The sequence below is a fragment of the Pseudomonas sp. rhizo25 genome (assembly GCF_031931935.1).
In the GTDB taxonomy this organism is placed as follows: domain Bacteria; phylum Pseudomonadota; class Gammaproteobacteria; order Pseudomonadales; family Pseudomonadaceae; genus Aquipseudomonas; species Aquipseudomonas synxantha.
In genome coordinates this window covers 42738-58363 of record NZ_JAUJXA010000012.1, presented here as the reverse complement: position 1 = coordinate 58363, position 15626 = coordinate 42738, and the positions used below count along the sequence as shown (strand labels likewise).

The 15626-nt window shown below is 59.4% G+C and carries 16 protein-coding genes and 2 pseudogenes; 7 read left to right on the top strand and 11 right to left on the bottom strand.

Translation table 11 applies throughout. The features are described from left to right. Complete coding sequence (gene gudD / locus QZR30_RS22195) at positions 1 to 1326, top strand: glucarate dehydratase (protein ID WP_056847988.1); 1326 nt, start codon at positions 1 to 3, stop codon at positions 1324 to 1326. Between the two features lie 196 nt (positions 1327 to 1522). On the opposite strand, the pseudogene QZR30_RS22190 reads toward gudD, so the two are convergent. The 3 genes and pseudogenes from QZR30_RS22190 to QZR30_RS22180 form a co-directional block, all read right to left on the bottom strand. Next, a pseudogene (locus tag QZR30_RS22190) lies at positions 1523 to 2524 on the bottom strand (chitinase); the annotation flags it as partial. Between the two features lie 40 nt (positions 2525 to 2564). Next, positions 2565 to 3200 (bottom strand): lytic polysaccharide monooxygenase auxiliary activity family 9 protein, encoded by a 636-nt coding sequence (locus tag QZR30_RS22185; protein ID WP_046071917.1) that lies wholly within the window; start codon positions 3198 to 3200, stop codon positions 2565 to 2567. Between the two features lie 323 nt (positions 3201 to 3523). Then, complete coding sequence (locus tag QZR30_RS22180; RefSeq protein ID WP_311904180.1) at positions 3524 to 3898, bottom strand: addiction module antidote protein; 375 nt, start codon at positions 3896 to 3898, stop codon at positions 3524 to 3526. Positions 3899 to 4258: 360 nt separating this feature from the next. On the opposite strand from QZR30_RS22180, the gene QZR30_RS22175 reads away from it, so the two are divergent. Both QZR30_RS22175 and QZR30_RS22170 read left to right on the top strand, forming a co-directional pair. After that, positions 4259 to 4870 (top strand): DapH/DapD/GlmU-related protein, encoded by a 612-nt coding sequence (locus tag QZR30_RS22175; RefSeq protein ID WP_311904218.1) that lies wholly within the window; start codon positions 4259 to 4261, stop codon positions 4868 to 4870. 336 nt (positions 4871 to 5206) lie between these two features. Continuing rightward, on the top strand, positions 5207 to 5512 hold the full coding sequence (locus tag QZR30_RS22170) for a DUF6124 family protein (RefSeq protein WP_056847983.1): 306 nt from the start codon (positions 5207 to 5209) through the stop codon (positions 5510 to 5512). A gap of 74 nt (positions 5513 to 5586) precedes the next feature. Here QZR30_RS22170 and QZR30_RS22165 read toward each other — a convergent pair. Continuing rightward, positions 5587 to 5710, bottom strand: a pseudogene (locus tag QZR30_RS22165) (MerR family transcriptional regulator); the annotation flags it as partial. 73 nt (positions 5711 to 5783) lie between these two features. Next, positions 5784 to 7118, bottom strand: a complete 1335-nt coding sequence (locus QZR30_RS22160; protein WP_311904179.1) for a hypothetical protein — start codon at positions 7116 to 7118, stop codon at positions 5784 to 5786. 232 nt (positions 7119 to 7350) lie between these two features. On the opposite strand from QZR30_RS22160, the gene QZR30_RS22155 reads away from it, so the two are divergent. Continuing rightward, positions 7351 to 8379 carry an alpha/beta hydrolase family protein gene (locus QZR30_RS22155; RefSeq protein WP_311904178.1) on the top strand — a complete coding sequence of 343 codons (1029 nt, stop codon included), beginning with the start codon at positions 7351 to 7353 and terminating at the stop codon, positions 8377 to 8379. A gap of 134 nt (positions 8380 to 8513) precedes the next feature. Then, positions 8514 to 9905 carry an aminotransferase-like domain-containing protein gene (locus QZR30_RS22150; protein ID WP_311904177.1) on the top strand — a complete coding sequence of 464 codons (1392 nt, stop codon included), beginning with the start codon at positions 8514 to 8516 and terminating at the stop codon, positions 9903 to 9905. On the opposite strand, the gene panB is transcribed toward QZR30_RS22150, so the two are convergent. Continuing rightward, entirely contained in the window at positions 9893 to 10708 is an 816-nt protein-coding gene (gene panB / locus QZR30_RS22145; protein ID WP_046071910.1) for a 3-methyl-2-oxobutanoate hydroxymethyltransferase, read from the bottom strand. The genes QZR30_RS22150 and panB overlap by 13 nt on opposite strands. Before the next feature lie 153 nt (positions 10709 to 10861). Here panB and QZR30_RS22140 point away from each other — a divergent pair, with 153 nt between their 5' ends. Continuing rightward, a complete protein-coding gene (locus QZR30_RS22140; RefSeq protein WP_068967515.1) occupies positions 10862 to 11032 on the top strand; it encodes a DUF2986 domain-containing protein in 171 nt (56 codons plus the stop codon). On the opposite strand, the gene QZR30_RS22135 is transcribed toward QZR30_RS22140, so the two are convergent. From QZR30_RS22135 to QZR30_RS22115, 5 genes are all read right to left on the bottom strand, one after another. Continuing rightward, the gene (locus QZR30_RS22135; RefSeq protein ID WP_311904176.1) at positions 11004 to 11999 is read right to left on the bottom strand and encodes a GlxA family transcriptional regulator; all 996 of its coding nucleotides are present in this window, start codon (positions 11997 to 11999) and stop codon (positions 11004 to 11006) included. The two genes, QZR30_RS22140 and QZR30_RS22135, sit on opposite strands and share 29 nt — an antisense overlap. A gap of 4 nt (positions 12000 to 12003) precedes the next feature. Beyond that, the gene (locus tag QZR30_RS22130) at positions 12004 to 12546 is read right to left on the bottom strand and encodes a cysteine hydrolase family protein (RefSeq protein ID WP_311904175.1); all 543 of its coding nucleotides are present in this window, start codon (positions 12544 to 12546) and stop codon (positions 12004 to 12006) included. A gap of 90 nt (positions 12547 to 12636) precedes the next feature. Further along, positions 12637 to 13131, bottom strand: coding sequence for a GNAT family N-acetyltransferase (locus QZR30_RS22125; RefSeq protein ID WP_056848036.1), 495 nt, complete (start codon positions 13129 to 13131; stop codon positions 12637 to 12639). Positions 13132 to 13159: 28 nt separating this feature from the next. Next, positions 13160 to 14371 (bottom strand): YeeE/YedE family protein, encoded by a 1212-nt coding sequence (locus tag QZR30_RS22120; protein WP_274355155.1) that lies wholly within the window; start codon positions 14369 to 14371, stop codon positions 13160 to 13162. Positions 14372 to 14424: 53 nt separating this feature from the next. Next, positions 14425 to 15042, bottom strand: a complete 618-nt coding sequence (locus tag QZR30_RS22115) for a TetR/AcrR family transcriptional regulator (RefSeq protein ID WP_046071906.1) — start codon at positions 15040 to 15042, stop codon at positions 14425 to 14427. A gap of 133 nt (positions 15043 to 15175) precedes the next feature. Between QZR30_RS22115 and QZR30_RS22110 the strand changes: the two genes are divergently transcribed. Beyond that, on the top strand, positions 15176 to 15616 hold the full coding sequence (locus QZR30_RS22110) for a hotdog fold domain-containing protein (RefSeq protein ID WP_311904170.1): 441 nt from the start codon (positions 15176 to 15178) through the stop codon (positions 15614 to 15616). The last annotated feature ends 10 nt before the right edge of the window (positions 15617 to 15626 follow it).

Below are 15626 nucleotides of genomic sequence, written 5' to 3'. Positions count from 1 at the left end.
ATGAATACCCCTGTAGTCACCCATTTCCAGGTCATCCCGGTCGCCGGCCACGACAGCATGTTGCTGAACCTCAGCGGCGCCCACGGCCCCTACTTCACGCGCAATATCGTCATCCTCAAGGACAGCAGCGGCCACACCGGCGTCGGTGAAGTGCCCGGCGGCGAACGCATTCGCGAAACCCTGGAAGACGCCCGCAGCCTGGTGATCGGCCAGCCGATTGGCCAGTATCAGCGCGTCCTCAACCAGATGCGCAGCACTTTTGCATCCAGGGATAGCGCTGGTCGCGGCCTGCAAACCTTTGATCTGCGTATCACCATCCATGCCGTCACCGCCATGGAAGCCGCACTGCTCGACCTGCTGGGCCAGTTTCTCGAAGTGCCGGTAGCGGCCTTGCTTGGCGAAGGCCAACAACGCGACGCGGTGAAAATGCTTGGCTACCTGTTCTATGTGGGGGATCGCAACGCTACCGACCTGGCCTACCGCAACGAGGCCGACGCCGATGATGAGTGGTTTCGCCTGCGTCATGAAAAAGCCCTGACCGCTGACGCAGTGGTGCGCCTGGCCGAAGCCGCCAAGGCCAAATACGGTTTCAACGATTTTAAGCTCAAGGGCGGTGTGCTCAGTGGCGATGAAGAAATCGAAGCCGTCACCGCGCTGGCCGAACGCTTCCCGGATGCGCGCATCACCCTTGACCCAAACGGGGCCTGGTCACTCAAAGAAGCCATCCGCCTTTGCCGTGACCAGCATCATGTGCTGGCCTACGCCGAAGACCCGTGCGGTGCAGAAAACGGCTACTCGGGCCGCGAAGTCATGGCCGAATTCCGCCGCGCGACGGGCCTTAAAACCGCTACCAACATGATCGCCACCGACTGGCGCGAAATGGGCCACGCCATCCAGCTGCAATCGGTGGACATCCCCCTCGCCGACCCGCACTTCTGGACAATGCAAGGCTCGGTGCGCGTCGCACAAATGTGCAACGACTGGGGCCTGACCTGGGGCTCACACTCCAACAACCACTTTGATATTTCCCTGGCGATGTTTACCCAGGTGGCCGCGGCCGCACCGGGTGAGATCACCGCCATCGACACCCACTGGATCTGGCAGGACGGCCAGCGCCTGACGCGGGAGCCGTTGAAGATTGAAGGGGGCTACGTAAAGGTGCCGGCCAAGCCGGGCCTGGGTGTGGATATCGATATGGAAGCCGTGGCCAAGGCCCATGAGCTGTACAAAGGCATGGGCCTTGGGGCGCGGGATGACAGTGTGGCGATGCAATTCTTGATCCCGGGTTGGGGCTTTGATAACAAGCGGCCTTGTTTGGTGCGGTAAATCGGCTTTATGAACGCTCAGCTCAATTTGAGCGTGACGCAAAAAATCCGATGCCCAAACAGGCATCGGATTTCAGTCAGATCAGAAGCTTAGCTGTTTGACCTCTGGCACGTCTGCCAGAGGTCTCTTTGCGCTACTGCTGATTGGCGACCTCGAGATCCGCCGTATCCTCCTCAAGGCCAGAGACAGCAGTGCCATTGATCAACGGCCCATAACGACGGCTGAATTCCCAGTTGTAGGGCACGTGGTCTTTGCTGATCCCGTTGTCCCAATTCACCGACCAGGTCATCAGGCCCTTGATCGACAATCCTTTGTCGTACAAACGCTTGAATGCATGGGTCACGGCTGCTGGGTTGATCACATAACCGGTGGCAGCCGCATCGACGTTCGCAGGCAGGCCAATCACGAACTTGTCTGCCGGGATTTTGGTAAACCCGCGCGTTCCGCTCACCAGGCTTTCGGTCAGGTAAAACAGGAAGTCCTCTTTCATCGCATCGTTGTTCTGGGCAATCCAGGCGCCGTTGCCGCTGTTGACCTCCTGCACCCAAATCCCGTCGCCGCCCTGGTTGTAATACTGCGGGGCGATGAAGTCGTAATAGCCTTCCAGCGCCTGGATGTAGCCGACGTATTTGCCGGCGGTGGTCAGGTACGGAAACTCCGGCGCCATGCTGATGATGAAGTGTTTGCCTTGACCGGCGTAGTGGTCCTTGACCAATTTCAACGCGGCGGGCAGGACAGTCTTGTTGTCGGCGAAATCAATCGCGCTCTGTTCAAGATCGATGTCCAGGCCATCAAAGCCATAGGTTTCCACCAGGCGGATAATCTCGTTGGCCAGTGGCTGTTCGTTGCCTTTATGCAGTTCGATGTGCGCATCGGCGCCGCCCAGGGAAATCAGCACCGCCCTGCCCTGGCTGTTGAGCACGCCCACCTGACGACGGAACTCGGCGTCGGACAGGTTGTACGGCTTGAAGGTCGGGATACCGTTGCCCTTCATGAAGGCCACGGCCACCACGTTGTAATCCTTTGGTACATCCGCCAGGCTCATATTGGCGAACTGGCCACGCTGGTAGCCGTCGCTCGGGCCGGCAGGCCAGTTGTGCCAGAAGCCCATGAGGATCTTTTTGCCGGCAATGCTGGGCATCAGCGAAGCGGCATCGTTCAGTGGCGATTGCAGTGAGGTAAAGTCGATCTTTGACATGTTCTAATCCTTCAGAACCTGTGGGTTTAATGATGCGGGCTTATTTGAAGTCCACGTCGAAAGCTTGATAGAAGGCGTTGCCGGTGTTGGCGACGATCCACATCAATACAATCACGTGCTGGCCCTTTTTGTTGGCCGGCAGTTTCACTTCATGATTGACCTTGGCCTTCAGTTCGCCGGCATGGCTGTAGTACGGCACCTGGGCATAAAAGTCTTCAGCGAACGGCTGGGTTTCCAGCTGTGCGCGGGTGATGCGCTGTTTCGGATCCCAGCCATCCTTGGTGATCAGCCAGCGATAGCCACGGGTGGTGTGCGGCGCGGTGTATGCCCAGGTGACCTTGAAGGTCTGACCCGGCTCGACATTGAGTAACGGCCAGGTGAAGGCGCGGTTGAGTTTCTTGGCCATTTCCTCGTTGGTGAAGTTGATGCAGTCACGCGCATCGGTCTTGCCACCGCTGAGGATGAAGCCGTCGGCTGGTGGGGTGACGCTGTCACTGTCGGTTTGATAAGGCGCCGGGAACGGACCGGCCATCAGTGCCGGGAAGTTTTTGCCGCCTTCCATTTCATTGACCTGCCAGGTCTCCAGCAGGCCAAGATCCACGGCGACTGCGCCACGGCTGGAAGGGGATGTGACACGACCATGGCGAAGAGGTGTCTGGGTTTGTGGTTTGTTCATTTTGTGACTCCATTGATTTGATTAAGAACTCTCCTTTCTTGAAGGAGAGGACCTCAACCTAACGGAGTTGCTTTTTTTTGCCACTGGCCCATTTTTCACTCATTTTCGTTTCATGAGCGCGCAGCCCCGAAAACACTGGATATATAACCAGTATTATGGGAATAACCTTACGCTGCAAGAGGTCGATTTCCTACAAGACCAGGCGCACATCAACTCTGCTTCTCTCTTAAATCGTTTGATCCCGTTCGTAAGGGAATGGCCCTCTGTGGACAAAAAGGGACGTCTCTATTTTCAATCAAATAAACCGTCCTCTTTTGGGTCCATCAGGTTTTGCCAATGACGGCCGTTTTTTTAATTGCGGTCGCGGCAATCGGTTGCACCGTCAGTTCCACCCCTAATGCCAACATCAGCTTCTGGACCGTCTCATAACGCGTCTTTGAGCCGCCTTTCAGGGTTTTATACAGGCTCTCCCGATTCACCCCCGCCGCTTCGGCAACTTTGTTCACACCCTGGGCCTTGGCAACCTCGGCCAGCGCCTTCATAAGGATTTGCGGGTCATGGCACGCCATGCTTTGCGCAAGATAGGCACTGATGGTTTCCGGGCTATCAAGGAAGCGTGAAGCCTCATAGGCGCTGGTACCGGATGTATCCAGCTCGAGGATCGGCATGTCCTCTGGTTTGAACGTCGACTTACTCATGTCATTGACCTCTCAGGGCATCGAGAATCTTTTGTCCGCCTGTAGCCTACTGGCTACATCTTGCATCTACCAGTGCTTTTTTAAAACCAGCAACACACATCCAATGTGGGAGGGGACTTGCTCCCGATAACGGTGTATCTGCCATTGAGAGGTTGGCTGACCTGCCGCAATCGGGAGCAAGCCCCCTCCCACATTTGCACTGGGTTGCTGTTGAGGCAGCATTTTTCCGCGCAACGTCAACCCGCGACTTTCTTTGGTATTAAGTAAACCGGGGCAGACGCTATTAAGATGTCGCCTGAGCCCACACCCTATCGTCACAGCGGGCTCTACCCTCCCACCCCGACATCGGAAGCGCTCTGCATGAAGCTACCTGAGATCAGTACATTCATCGCTCAATGGCCCTCCCTTGGCGTGACGCAGCCTGCCGCGTGGCGGGTGTCTCAAGACTGCGAAAACCAGGTTCTGGCCTTGCTGTCACGCCTCGGCACGGGCTACCGGCGCCACGGAGACTGTGCCATCCACGAAAGCGCCATTGTCGAAGAAGGCGCTGTGTTGAAAGGCCCGATCATCATCGGCGAAGGCTCATTCGTAGCAGCGGGAGCGTACCTGCGCGGCGGCGTTTATCTGGGCAGCCATTGCATTGTGGGCCCAAGCTGCGAACTGAAAAGCACCTTCATGCTGGCCGCAAGCAAGCTGGCACACTTCAACTTTGTCGGCGATTCATTGATTGGCGAAGGGGTAAATATTGAAGCCGGTGCAATCATCGCCAATTACCGGAATGAGTTGGATGGGGCGGATATCCAGATCCGCTACGCAGACGATGTGATCGACACAGGGGTGAACAAATTTGGTGCCCTGGTAGGCGACGGCTGCAAAATCGGCGCGAATGCCGTCATTGCTCCAGGCGCAATATTAGAGCCAAACAGTCGTGTTCCGCGTTTGGGGTTGATTGACCAGTTCGCCTACGAGTAGCGATAGCCCGTAGACATGTCCTACAGCGCGCTGCACCACCTTGCTCCGTTGCCTACAGTTGCGTCAGAATCCGCCGGCTTGTGCGCTTGGATGGGCGTCTCTAAGGTGGCTCGGTCGCTGACAACTCAGTGATCGGGTTTAGTAGCCCGAGTGACAACATAAAGTGCATGAGCCTCATCGATCAGATGTTCTTGTCTGTGCTTGATGGTGGCTGTACGCAGGGCGCCCTCGGGCGCGCCGGCTTTGTGTGTTTCCCCGGTCTACTAACCTGCGTACAGCCGCCACCCTTTCGTTTAGTAGCGAAGAGGTGTTGGCCCTAAAACAGGTACAACACACATGTATAAAGTCACGCCCAACCCTCCAAACGATCCAAACCTCAAGCTTGATCAGGCAGCCGTTAACACCCACGCCGAACCATCTCCCTCACCGCTGTTCAGCGTTGCCGACGATGCCAGCAACGAAATGCTCATCGCCAACAGCTACGAAACCTTTTCCTCGGTAACCGCCTTGCTGCTTGATCTGTCGGATGAACTGACAGGTAAACAGCGCGATGTCGCGTTGGCGATTCATCAGTTGAGTGAATTGGGGGTTTTGTTGGTGGACAAATTGATGGCGAGGGAAAGTGCTTCAACGGTTAGCTAGTCTTGCAGCCAACCGATAGACCGCTGCGTCGTCATGATCGACTTCACGACGACTCGGCAGCGCCTAGGCGCCCGTCAGGCCCTCGGAGCCTGGTGGGCGCCCTTTCTCTTGGAAGACGCTGGAGCCACCCCTTCCTCGCGCAGACGATTAATCAGCAGCTGCGCATTCTGCACATGCCACACCCTCGGGTTTACCTTCGAAAACCATTGACCTTAAAGTTGGCTTTAAACCTAAGTCAGTGGGTGGCCAAGGCGTGTGATTGCACCCCTCCTCATGGTTTTGGATTTTTCATCAATTTTAATAAATACCCAGGCCAGCGCCATCGCGGGGTGGACTGATCGGGGGTGCCTGCAAGGGTGTCTACCAGAGAGCGCGTCTTCAAAGGGTCGGCTACGGCCTCATCGACGACGCTGTGCGGCTGCCTGTCGTCGACTGAAGGCGCAGCCGCCCGACGCGGTTTTCCGGTGGCCGGGTCCATGGTGTAACCCGCGGCCTTACCTTTTTCGGTGATGGTCCAGATGCCATCGGTGTTGATAAGCACGGGCTCATCAAACGTGAGCGTTACCTCTTCGGCTACTGTGACCACCATATTGTCGTTGATACTTATCGGTGTATAAGTCGCGAACTCCCTGCCCAGCAAAGCTTGCGTGGCACCTGCACTGGAAAATTTCAGCACTATCTGCTCAAGGAAAGCGATGCTGCCCATATTGCTCAGCGCGCCGAAGTCCGGGTTCAGGACATGACGTAAAAAACCCTGTTCGAGGCGGGTAGAGTCAATGGCCGAGCCGTACAGAATGCGTGATGCCGCAGCTACATCATGCTCCTTGAAGTTGAACGTCACCCGGCGCCCCTCCTGGTTGTAGCCATTATTACCGCTCAAGAGCTGGCGACCATTGTCGTGATGGCGGTAGTTGCCGAGGTCGTAGGCCAGCATGTCGACATATGCCAAGTCGGCTCCTTGCTCCTGCGCATAGGCGTACATGTCTGACAACAGGCTGCGATCATCACGAGTCAGGAAGTCGTAACTGCTTTGGGCCATATTGCTAGAGGTCAGGGTGCCTTCGGCCACCGCAGGTTCATGCCCCAGGAAGAGCCGAGAAATCATGAGTTCACGCCCAATGGCGGAACCTGAAGAGGCGCTGACCCACTGTTCATTCAGGCGAACCTCCTGCCAGGCTGCGCGCCGTTCGTTGACGGTGAACGTACCGCTTTCGTCGCGAGCAATCAGCGTCAATTGATCGACCGCGAGTCCTTTGAAAGGGTTACTGGCCAAACCGTTGGCAAAGGCGGTGGCTTGCTTGGCGCGCTCAAGCAATTCCAGAACGTGAGTATCGGGAACCTCAGCATCATGCTGAGCTTTGTCAGCGAAATATCTTTCGTCGCTGATCGCATCGAGCGGGTTGGAGAGGTTGTTGCCTGGGTCTGCTTGACGCATGCCGGCGTCATGGTTGGCAGCGTCACTTAGTTGCCTCGCCAGGATCGATAAGGTGTTGTCAGCATCGGCTTCAACAACGGCAGGCGCGCCGATAGGGTCTCGAAGAGGCAACACCGAGGCTGGGCTCAAGTCACGGACAACAGGACCAAGTGATGCACCTATAAGCTCCATAATCATCACCCTTTAATTAAAGGTCAGTGTCGACACATCCAGTAGGATTTACGCTCCAACACTGCATGATTTACAGCTTCAAGTAAGCCAGCTACTTCCTAAAAACGTGAAGTCCGCATCTGTAATACCAAGCAGTAGGACTCTGTCAGCCACTTCGTAGTCCCGCCTCCCCTCTACCTGAACCGACCGTTTCAGGTCATGCTGCGCCCTCCCTTTCAAGGACGAAAAAAGCATGAAAGCCCGCCTCGCCGCTCTGCTGCTGATGTGCCTGAGCGCTACCGCATTCGCCGCTGACAACCCCGTCGGCTTCCAAACTACCAACCTGCCCGACACCCACAACAACCGCCCGTTGGAAATGGCTGTGTGGTACCCCGCCGCCGCCACTGCCAAACCCAAGCTGATCGCCGACAATGTGGTGTTCATCGGCGTGCTGGCGGTTGCGGATGCAGCGCCGACGCCGGGCAAGCATCCTTTGGTGGTGCTCTCCCACGGCTACGGTGGCAATTGGGGCAAACAGGCGTGGCTGGCCAGTGCGTTGGCGCAGCAGGGTTATATCGTGGCGGCGGTCAACCACCCAGGCACTACCAGCCAGGATCGCAGCGCCGAGGCCGCTGCGCAGTTGTGGCAACGGCCCAGGGATTTAAGCCGGGCCATCGATGCACTGTTGGCTCAGCCCGAGCCATTCGGTGCGGTGGATAACGGCCGGATCGCGGTGGTGGGTCACTCCCTCGGGGGTTGGACGGTGATGGAGGCGGCCGGTGCGCGTTTCGACCCGGCGCTGTTTGCCCGGGACTGCAGCGCCCATCCGACGCTGGTCGCGTGTACCGCCTACCGTGAGATGAATCCTGAGGGCACTGCGAATGGGAAGGAGCAATTAGCCGCGGATTTGAGCGACAAACGCGTCAGCGCCGTGGTGTCTTTGGACCTGGGCCTGTCGCGCGGGTTTACCGATGCAAGCCTGGCGGCGCTTCCGGTGCGGGCCTTGGTGATCGCCGCCGGTGTGCCGTCAGCGGATTTGCCGGCGCAGATGGAATCGGCCGACATGGCCAAGCGGTTGCCAAAAGCCTCGACGCAGTACGTGCAGATCAGCGACGCCAACCACTTCAGCTTCATGTCGCAATGCAAACCGGGCGCAGCGGCGGTGCTCGACGCGGATGTGCCCGGCGACAGCATCATTTGTCAGGATGGTCCGGGGGCACGGCCACGACCGATTATCCAGCAGCAGGTGATCACGTTGATCAGCCAGTTTTTGGCACGTTGATCAGGGTTTGATGATGTAGGAGCGAGCTTGCTCGCGAAAAATCTCAACGATAACGCGCGCTTCCAGGTAAAACGTGGCGTGCTGAAGTGCTTCGCGAGCAAGCTCGCTCCTACAGAACAGCGGTTCAAATAAGTATGAAAAGAAGCAAAGACACCTTTGCCTATCAGGCGGTGTACCGCTACCTCATCGAGCTGATCGAGGCCTGCCCTACCGACGGCGAACGCAAATTGCCGTCCCTGCGCCAACTGGCCCTGCGCCTGGGCGTGTCGGTGTCGACCACCAAGTACGCGTATGCATTGCTTGAGGAACAAGGGCGGATCCAGGCCAGGCCCAAGCTCGGTTTCTTTATCGCCCCAGGCTCGGCTGCCGTCATCAACCCAAGCTCATCTCCCCTGCTCGACCAGGTCTTCGCCAACGCACGCCAACCCGGCATGCTGGCCCTGTGCAGTGACGCGCCGGCGATGCTGCTGTCGCTGGAGCAGCCTTTGTTGATGCTGGAACGCGAACTGACCCGGCGGTACCCGCGCTCACTGGCGCCGCTGTATCTGCCAATGGGGGAACCCGAGTTGCGCGCCGCCCTGGCCGAACGTTACAGCCGCTCCACGGAGCACTATTGGCAGGCCGACCAGGTCTATATCGGCTCGGACCTGCACAGTGTGTTGGAGGTCTCGCTCAATGCCCTGGAGCTGGCCGGCACGCTCGCGTTGGTGGAGTCACCCTGTTCGTGGGCGATCCTGCGACAATTGCAGGCGGCGAAGATCCGCGTGATCGAGATGCCGCTCGGCGCGGATGGGCGTTTTGACCTGGACGCTTTGAGTGTGCTGCTCAAGCGTGAGCCGATCCGACTGGCGGTACTGTCGTCGACGGTGAATATGCCCCAGGGCGGCGTAGTGCCGCCACAGGACAAACAGCAGATCTGCCAGTGGTTAGCCGAGCGCGATATCTGGCTGTTCGAAAACGATACCTACGGCGAGCTGTACTTTGGCCCGCAACCGGCGCGCTATCGTGACTATGCCGACCCGCAGAAACTGTTGGTGTTTTCGACCTTCGACAAAGTCATCGGCTCGGAGGCGCCCTACGGCTATGTGCTGTGTCGCAGTGCCGGGGCGCCGTTGCAGCGGCTGTTTCTGGAGCGCGGTTTCCGCCTTTCGCCGATCCGCCAGAAGGCCATTGCCAGGCTGTTCACGACCCAACGTTTCGACGCTCACCTGAAGGCGTTGCGGGCACTGCTGCTGGAGCGCATGACCCAGCTCAAGGCCTTGATGCACACCTATGGCGATGACCTATGGCGCGTGGTCGCCCCCCACGGTGGCGCAAGCTTTTGGCTGGAGGCCACGCGCCCCGTGCAGATGCGCCAGGTGTTCGCGCACTTGCTAAGCCAGCGTATCGTCATCGCCCCCGGCGAACTGTTCAGCCAGCAAGGCGCCTGGTCTCATCACCTGCGCCTGAGCTACACACTCGACTGGAGCAAGGACATTACCCAGGCCGTCCAGCTACTGGCCCAGGCGTTGCGTCAAAGCCCGTAGCAGTGCCGGTCTTCGGGAAAACGACCCTGGCGCACATCGTCGGCAAAACGTTCGCACGCGTCACGAATCACCGCCCCCACGTCAGCGTATTGCTTGACGAAGCGCGGCATCGAACCGCCGCCCAGGCCCAGCACGTCCTCGGTGACCAGCACCTGACCGTCGCATGCCGGCGATGCACCGATACCGATCGTGGGTTTGCTCGAGTCCAGGGTGATCTGGCGCGCCACGCCCTCGGCCACGCCCTCCAGCAGCAGGCTGAAAGCACCGGCCTCCAGATTGGCGCGGGCATCTGCCGCAATCATTGCAGCTGTTTCAGGCGTAAGCCCCTGGGCCTTGAACCCGCCCATCACATTGACGAACTGCGGCATCAGCCCCACGTGGGCCATCACCGGTACACCCCGTGCAACCAGAAACTCCACGGTACCGGCCAGGGCCTGATTGGCCTCCAACTTGACCGCATCGCAACCGGTACGCGCCAGCACCTGGGCACAATTGCGAAACGCCTGCTCATGGGATTCCTGGTAACTGCCAAACGGCATATCGGCGATCACACAGGCCAAGCGGGTACTGTCGACCACCGCCCGAGTGTGGCCGATGATTTCTTCGAGCTGCATGCTCAAGGTCGAAGCGCGGCCATAGCCGACCATGGCGGTGGAGTCACCGATCAGGATGAAGTCGACAATCGGGTCGATCAGCTTGGCGATAGCACTGGAATACGCGGTGAGGGAGACGATCTTCTGCTGGCCCTTCATGGCAACCAATTGGGGAACGGTGGTGCGTTTAGTGCGGGTATGGATACTCATTGGGGGGCTTCCGTTTGCGCTGGATACCCGACCTGATTATTGGTAAAACCCAGCCCCGTTCAATGCACAGATTGCCGCGAAAAAGCGACCCAGGCCCGGCCATGTTTTTTCAAGCTGGTATCATCCACTCCTTTCCTCCCCAGGCAGCAAGACATGAACCGCCAGAAAAAACTCCAGCAGCTCTTCAAGGCCAAAGCCAAGAAGGCCAGTGCCAAGCTGGCGCCAAAAAGCAAAGATAAATACATCAGCAAGGCCGACCGTTTGAAGCTGGAGACCGAGGCCGGTGAAAGCCCTGTCACGTCCCCCGAGACGCCTGCTGAATAAGGCGCACCGCTGAAGGGGTGGCCGCTTCATATTTGCCCCAGATACGCCGCAGATGCCGCGCCGAACCAAAGCCTGCGCGCTCGGCAATAGTTTCAATGGCCAGGTCAGACTCGGCCAGCAGTTCACGGGCCACGGCCAGGCGCAGGCGGTGCAGGTAATCCAGCGGGCTGATCCCTACGTGCTCCTGGAACAAGCGCCCCAGGTGGCGGCTGCCGGTGCAGGCCAGGGCGGCCATACGTGTCACGGTCCAGGCTTCACAGGGGGCTGCTGCGATAGCGTCCTGCACCCGATGCACCGCCGGATGCAGGTGATTACGCCCGGAAATCCAGGGTGACAACTGCGGGTCGCTGCCGCTGCGGCGCAGGTACACCACCATGTCCCGCGCTACCGCACACGCCAGCCGTGGCCCGGTCAGTTCGGCGACGAGGTGCAGCATCAGGTCGATACCGGCCGTGACACCGGCGCTGCAACTGACCGGGCCATCGGTCACGTACAGGCGGTTTTCCAGGACCCGGGCCTTGGGCGCCATGGCTTGCAAGGTGGCGCACAACGAGTGGTGCGTGGTGCATTGGCGCCCATCGAGCAATCCGGCCCTGGCGGCACTCAATGCACCGGCGCATACGCACACAAGGCGTTCCGCGGAGGGCGCGAAGACGCTTTGCAGCCAGTGGGTCAGGTGGTTGCTGGCCGACTCGAAAGCCTGTTGGTGCACCTTGTCGACCTTCATCGTGGACCCCACCAACACGACCAGGGTACCGGGGGCCAGGGCCGGTGGCAGTGGCGCCAACCCTGTCAGCGGCAAGCCGATGGACGTGTGCAGTGACGCCACGGGGCTGACGTATTGCAAGTCGAAATCCACAGCCGTCGGGTCGTCGACTTGCGCGGCCAGGCGCAGCACTTCGGCAGGCCCCGCCAGGTCGAGCATCAGCACATTGGGCAGCAACACGAACAGCACCGGCACGCTCATTGACTCATCCCGCCAGGGCCTGGGCGACCGTCACAATGCGCGCAAATCGGTCATCCAGGACCAGCTCCGTGCGTTGGCGAATCTCAGCCGGCGTGTAGACCCGGCCGCTGTACACATGGGTCATCGGGAAGGTCAGCGTCGCCTCGCTGACAAAATCCACCGTAAAGCCGCTGTCCGAAGCCTGCCGTGTGGTGGTCTCGCAGCATTGCTCGGTGCGAATGCCACTGATGATCAGCGTGGTGACGCCCATCTTCGTCAGGCGAGCAGCCAGTGGCGTACCGGAAAAGGCACTGTGGTAGCGCTTGTGGATTACCAACTGCGGATCGATCGACAACTCGCTCAATGCCCTGACGTTGCCCGATTGCATGGAGAAATGCCCCTGGTCTTCAACATGGAAGACTTGTACCACCGGGATGCCTTGCTGAACACAACCATCGATGAGGGCCTGTTGTTTTTCCAGGTAATCGGGCAGGTCATTTTCGGACCAGTAGGTTGAATGCCGGAACGAATGCTGGGCGTCGATCACGATCAGGGCTTTACGGCTCATGGATTGTCCTTGTGGCTTGTATCAGTGGCTGAACGATGCAGCCATGGTATGGGCAACACACTTCGCACGACAGACGCGCGACGGACTACTTCAGGACGGATTCGGACTTCCTACCGAGCAGGCCATGGCGCATCGGCTGCCAGGTTCGAAGCCATGGGCATACTCATCCGCCAGGAGATTTTCCAAACGCTGATCGGTATGCGCTACAAACCCCAGGCGCCGATAGAACGGGGCATTCCACGGCACCTGCAGGAAAGTGGTCAGCGTCACCGCACGCAGGTGCCGAGCACGTGCATGGCCCATCGCCGTTTCCACCAACTTGCGGCCCCAGCCTTGGCCTTGCAGCGGCTGGGCCACCGACACTTCATGGATATGCAGGTCGTCACCGACAGACTCTGCGCTGAGGAAACCCTGGGGCTGGCCGCGTTCATCAACCACTACCCAACAGGTCATCAAGGCGATCCACTGCCGATGGCGCTCGACGCTGATCGGCGCGGCATCCGCCAGCCAGCCCAGCCCCTCGATTGCCCGGAACGCTTGGGCGGCAGAGCGCTCGATGGCGGGCAATAGTCCGGAATCCTCCATGCGCGCCAAGCGAATGTGAGCGGGCCGCTCAGCACCCACTCAAGGCCACCTGGGGCCGTTCGCCCGCGAAGAAAAACGGCCGCAGACGCACGCCCACGCTGTTGCCGATAAACGCTGCCACCAGCCACACCCAACCGTGCAGGCTGCCCGAAGCGATGCCGCTGAAATAGGCGCCGATGTTGCAGCCGTAGGCCAGGCGCGAACCATAACCGAGCATCAGGCCGCCGATCACCGCCGCAATCAACGAGCGCGCCGGAATATTCAGGCTGGGCGCGAAACGCCCGGCCAGGCCAGCAGCCAGCAGCGCGCCGAGGACAATGCCGATATCCATGACGCTGGTAATGTCTTCCCATACCGGCGCGGCCAGCGCCTTGGCATTGGCCGGCATCTGCCAGAACGCCCAGCTCGCCACATCCACGCCCAACCCACTCGCCACCTTGGCGCCCCATAGCGCGAACGCCGAGGTGATGCCCCACGGCCGCCCGGCCAGGGCCAGGGTGGCGTAGTTGAGCAACGCCAGGCCAACGGCGCCCCATACCAGCGGCCACGGCCCACGCAGGAATCGGCGCAGGCCTTGATGCTCGCTTTGCACGCCTTGCTCAAGCTCGCCGTGACGGCGCTTTTCCAAGCGCACACTGACAAGCGCAATCAGTGCGAACAGCGCCAGGCTCAGGACCAATGCCGGCAGCACACCGAAGCTCTTGACGATGGAAACCGCCGGGAACGACGGCAGTGCAAACCACCAGTCGACATGGTGGGTGGCGATCAACGAGCCACAGATAAAGAACAACAGCGTCACCAGCATGCGCGCATTACCGCCGCCCACGGTGAACAAGGTGCCCGATGCACAACCGCCCCCCAGTTGCATGCCGATCCCGAAGATAAACGCCCCGAACACCACCGACACCCCGGCAGGCGCCACCAGCCCCACCACGGGCTGGCCGAACAGGCTGCCTGCGCCCAGCGCCGGGAAAAACAGCAGCACCGCTACCGCCAGCATCACCATCTGCGCACGCAAGCCGGCGCCACGCCGATCATTGATAAACACGCGCCAGGCCGAGGTGAAACCGAAGGCGGCATGGTAGAGGGTCAGGCCCAGGGCGGCGCCGACCACCAGCAACAGCACCTGGCGCGCGCCGACTGTGTTTTGCAGGAACAGGGCGCCCGCCACCAGGATGACAAAGGCTATCAGTGGCGCGATGGGCGTGCGCGCCGGAGGGAGGGAAACAGAGGTGCTCATGGGGATCTCGATGTATTTGAAGAAGGCCAGTATAGACCCTTAAGGTGCGGGTCCTATTTGAGGCTCAAGGAATTCCACGCTGCTTCGGCCAGCAGCTCACGGTACTCAAAGGGGCTCTTTTTGACCTTTGCCGACAGCCATGCACGCGAATAGCTTTCCGCCGCGCCGATGATCAACGAAGGGATAAGTTCTGCAGGCAAATGACTGAAATATTCCTTGCGCCCTTCCCCACTCATCCAGGCCTTCAACTGTTGGTTGCGCTGCTGGTTACGCGCAATCAGCTCGTCCTTGAACGGGCCGTTGGACACGGCGAAACGGCTCTGGAAAACAAACCGTGCCCACTCCGGCTGCGCGCTGACCCATTCAACATAGCTGTACACCAGGCCGACCACGCCAGCGTGGGCCGTATCCGCCGCTTGCAGGTAGCGATCACGCAAACTGGCCTGGTCTTCCAGCGCAGCGAAGAACAGCGCCGCCACCAAGCCCTCTTTATTGCCGAAGTGGTGATAGATAGCGCCGACGCTGGTATCACAGCGCGCACGGATGGTTTCGATATTGGTCGCTTCGATACCCGCCTCGTTAAAGCACGCCAGCGCTTCACGCAGGATGGTGCGTTTGAGGTCGCTGCGCCGGCCGGGAAAGGTGCGCTCGATAAGATCGATGGAGTGCATGGGGGGACGCCAAATAAAAACAGTTTATAGGTTGAGCGACCGCCAGAGAAAGCCTGGTTGACAGACCGGGAAACAACGGAATATTGTTCGGTTACAGAATATTATTCTGCAAACCACTTCTGAGGATATTCCTATGAGCCAAGCCCTGAGCATGTTCAATAGCGTCGGCCCCGCCGCATTCAGCAACCTGACGTGCCAAATGGCCCCTTACTTCAGCACGATCACGCCGCAAATCGCTGAGCTGAAGCCCAACCACGCGGTGGTCACCGTGCCGTTTCGCAAGGAAATCACCAATCACCTGGCTTCGGTGCACGCCATCGCGCTGTGCAACGCCGCCGAACTGGCTGGCGGCATGATGACCGACGCTTCGATTCCCCCAGGTGCACGCTGGATTCCCAAAGGCATGAACGTGGAATACCTGGCCAAGGCAAAAACCGATATCCGCGCCGTCGCCGACGGCAGCGCTATCGATTGGCAGACTGCTGGGGACAAGATCGTGCCGGTAGAGATCTTCGATGCGGGCGACATCAAGGTGTTCACCGCCCACATCACCATGAATGTGAAACTCGCTTAGGCGATCGGCC

What these genes read in the sequence shown, in the direction of transcription:
- QZR30_RS22130 (WP_311904175.1), bottom strand. Translation starts at nt 12,546, where the DNA reads ATGAGCCGTAAAGCCCTGATCGTGATCGACGCCCAGCATTCGTTCCGG.
- QZR30_RS22110 (WP_311904170.1), top strand. Translation starts at nt 15,176, where the DNA reads ATGAGCCAAGCCCTGAGCATGTTCAATAGCGTCGGCCCCGCCGCATTC.
- QZR30_RS22155 (WP_311904178.1), top strand. Translation starts at nt 7,351, where the DNA reads ATGAAAGCCCGCCTCGCCGCTCTGCTGCTGATGTGCCTGAGCGCTACC.
- QZR30_RS22175 (WP_311904218.1), top strand. Translation starts at nt 4,259, where the DNA reads ATGAAGCTACCTGAGATCAGTACATTCATCGCTCAATGGCCCTCCCTT.
- QZR30_RS22170 (WP_056847983.1), top strand. Translation starts at nt 5,207, where the DNA reads ATGTATAAAGTCACGCCCAACCCTCCAAACGATCCAAACCTCAAGCTT.
- QZR30_RS22185 (WP_046071917.1), bottom strand. Translation starts at nt 3,200, where the DNA reads ATGAACAAACCACAAACCCAGACACCTCTTCGCCATGGTCGTGTCACA.
- QZR30_RS22115 (WP_046071906.1), bottom strand. Translation starts at nt 15,042, where the DNA reads ATGCACTCCATCGATCTTATCGAGCGCACCTTTCCCGGCCGGCGCAGC.
- gudD (WP_056847988.1), top strand. Translation starts at nt 1, where the DNA reads ATGAATACCCCTGTAGTCACCCATTTCCAGGTCATCCCGGTCGCCGGC.
- QZR30_RS22135 (WP_311904176.1), bottom strand. Translation starts at nt 11,999, where the DNA reads ATGAGCGTGCCGGTGCTGTTCGTGTTGCTGCCCAATGTGCTGATGCTC.
- QZR30_RS22180 (WP_311904180.1), bottom strand. Translation starts at nt 3,898, where the DNA reads ATGAGTAAGTCGACGTTCAAACCAGAGGACATGCCGATCCTCGAGCTG.
- QZR30_RS22125 (WP_056848036.1), bottom strand. Translation starts at nt 13,131, where the DNA reads ATGGAGGATTCCGGACTATTGCCCGCCATCGAGCGCTCTGCCGCCCAA.
- QZR30_RS22150 (WP_311904177.1), top strand. Translation starts at nt 8,514, where the DNA reads ATGAAAAGAAGCAAAGACACCTTTGCCTATCAGGCGGTGTACCGCTAC.
- QZR30_RS22120 (WP_274355155.1), bottom strand. Translation starts at nt 14,371, where the DNA reads ATGAGCACCTCTGTTTCCCTCCCTCCGGCGCGCACGCCCATCGCGCCA.
- QZR30_RS22160 (WP_311904179.1), bottom strand. Translation starts at nt 7,118, where the DNA reads ATGGAGCTTATAGGTGCATCACTTGGTCCTGTTGTCCGTGACTTGAGC.
- panB (WP_046071910.1), bottom strand. Translation starts at nt 10,708, where the DNA reads ATGAGTATCCATACCCGCACTAAACGCACCACCGTTCCCCAATTGGTT.
- QZR30_RS22140 (WP_068967515.1), top strand. Translation starts at nt 10,862, where the DNA reads ATGAACCGCCAGAAAAAACTCCAGCAGCTCTTCAAGGCCAAAGCCAAG.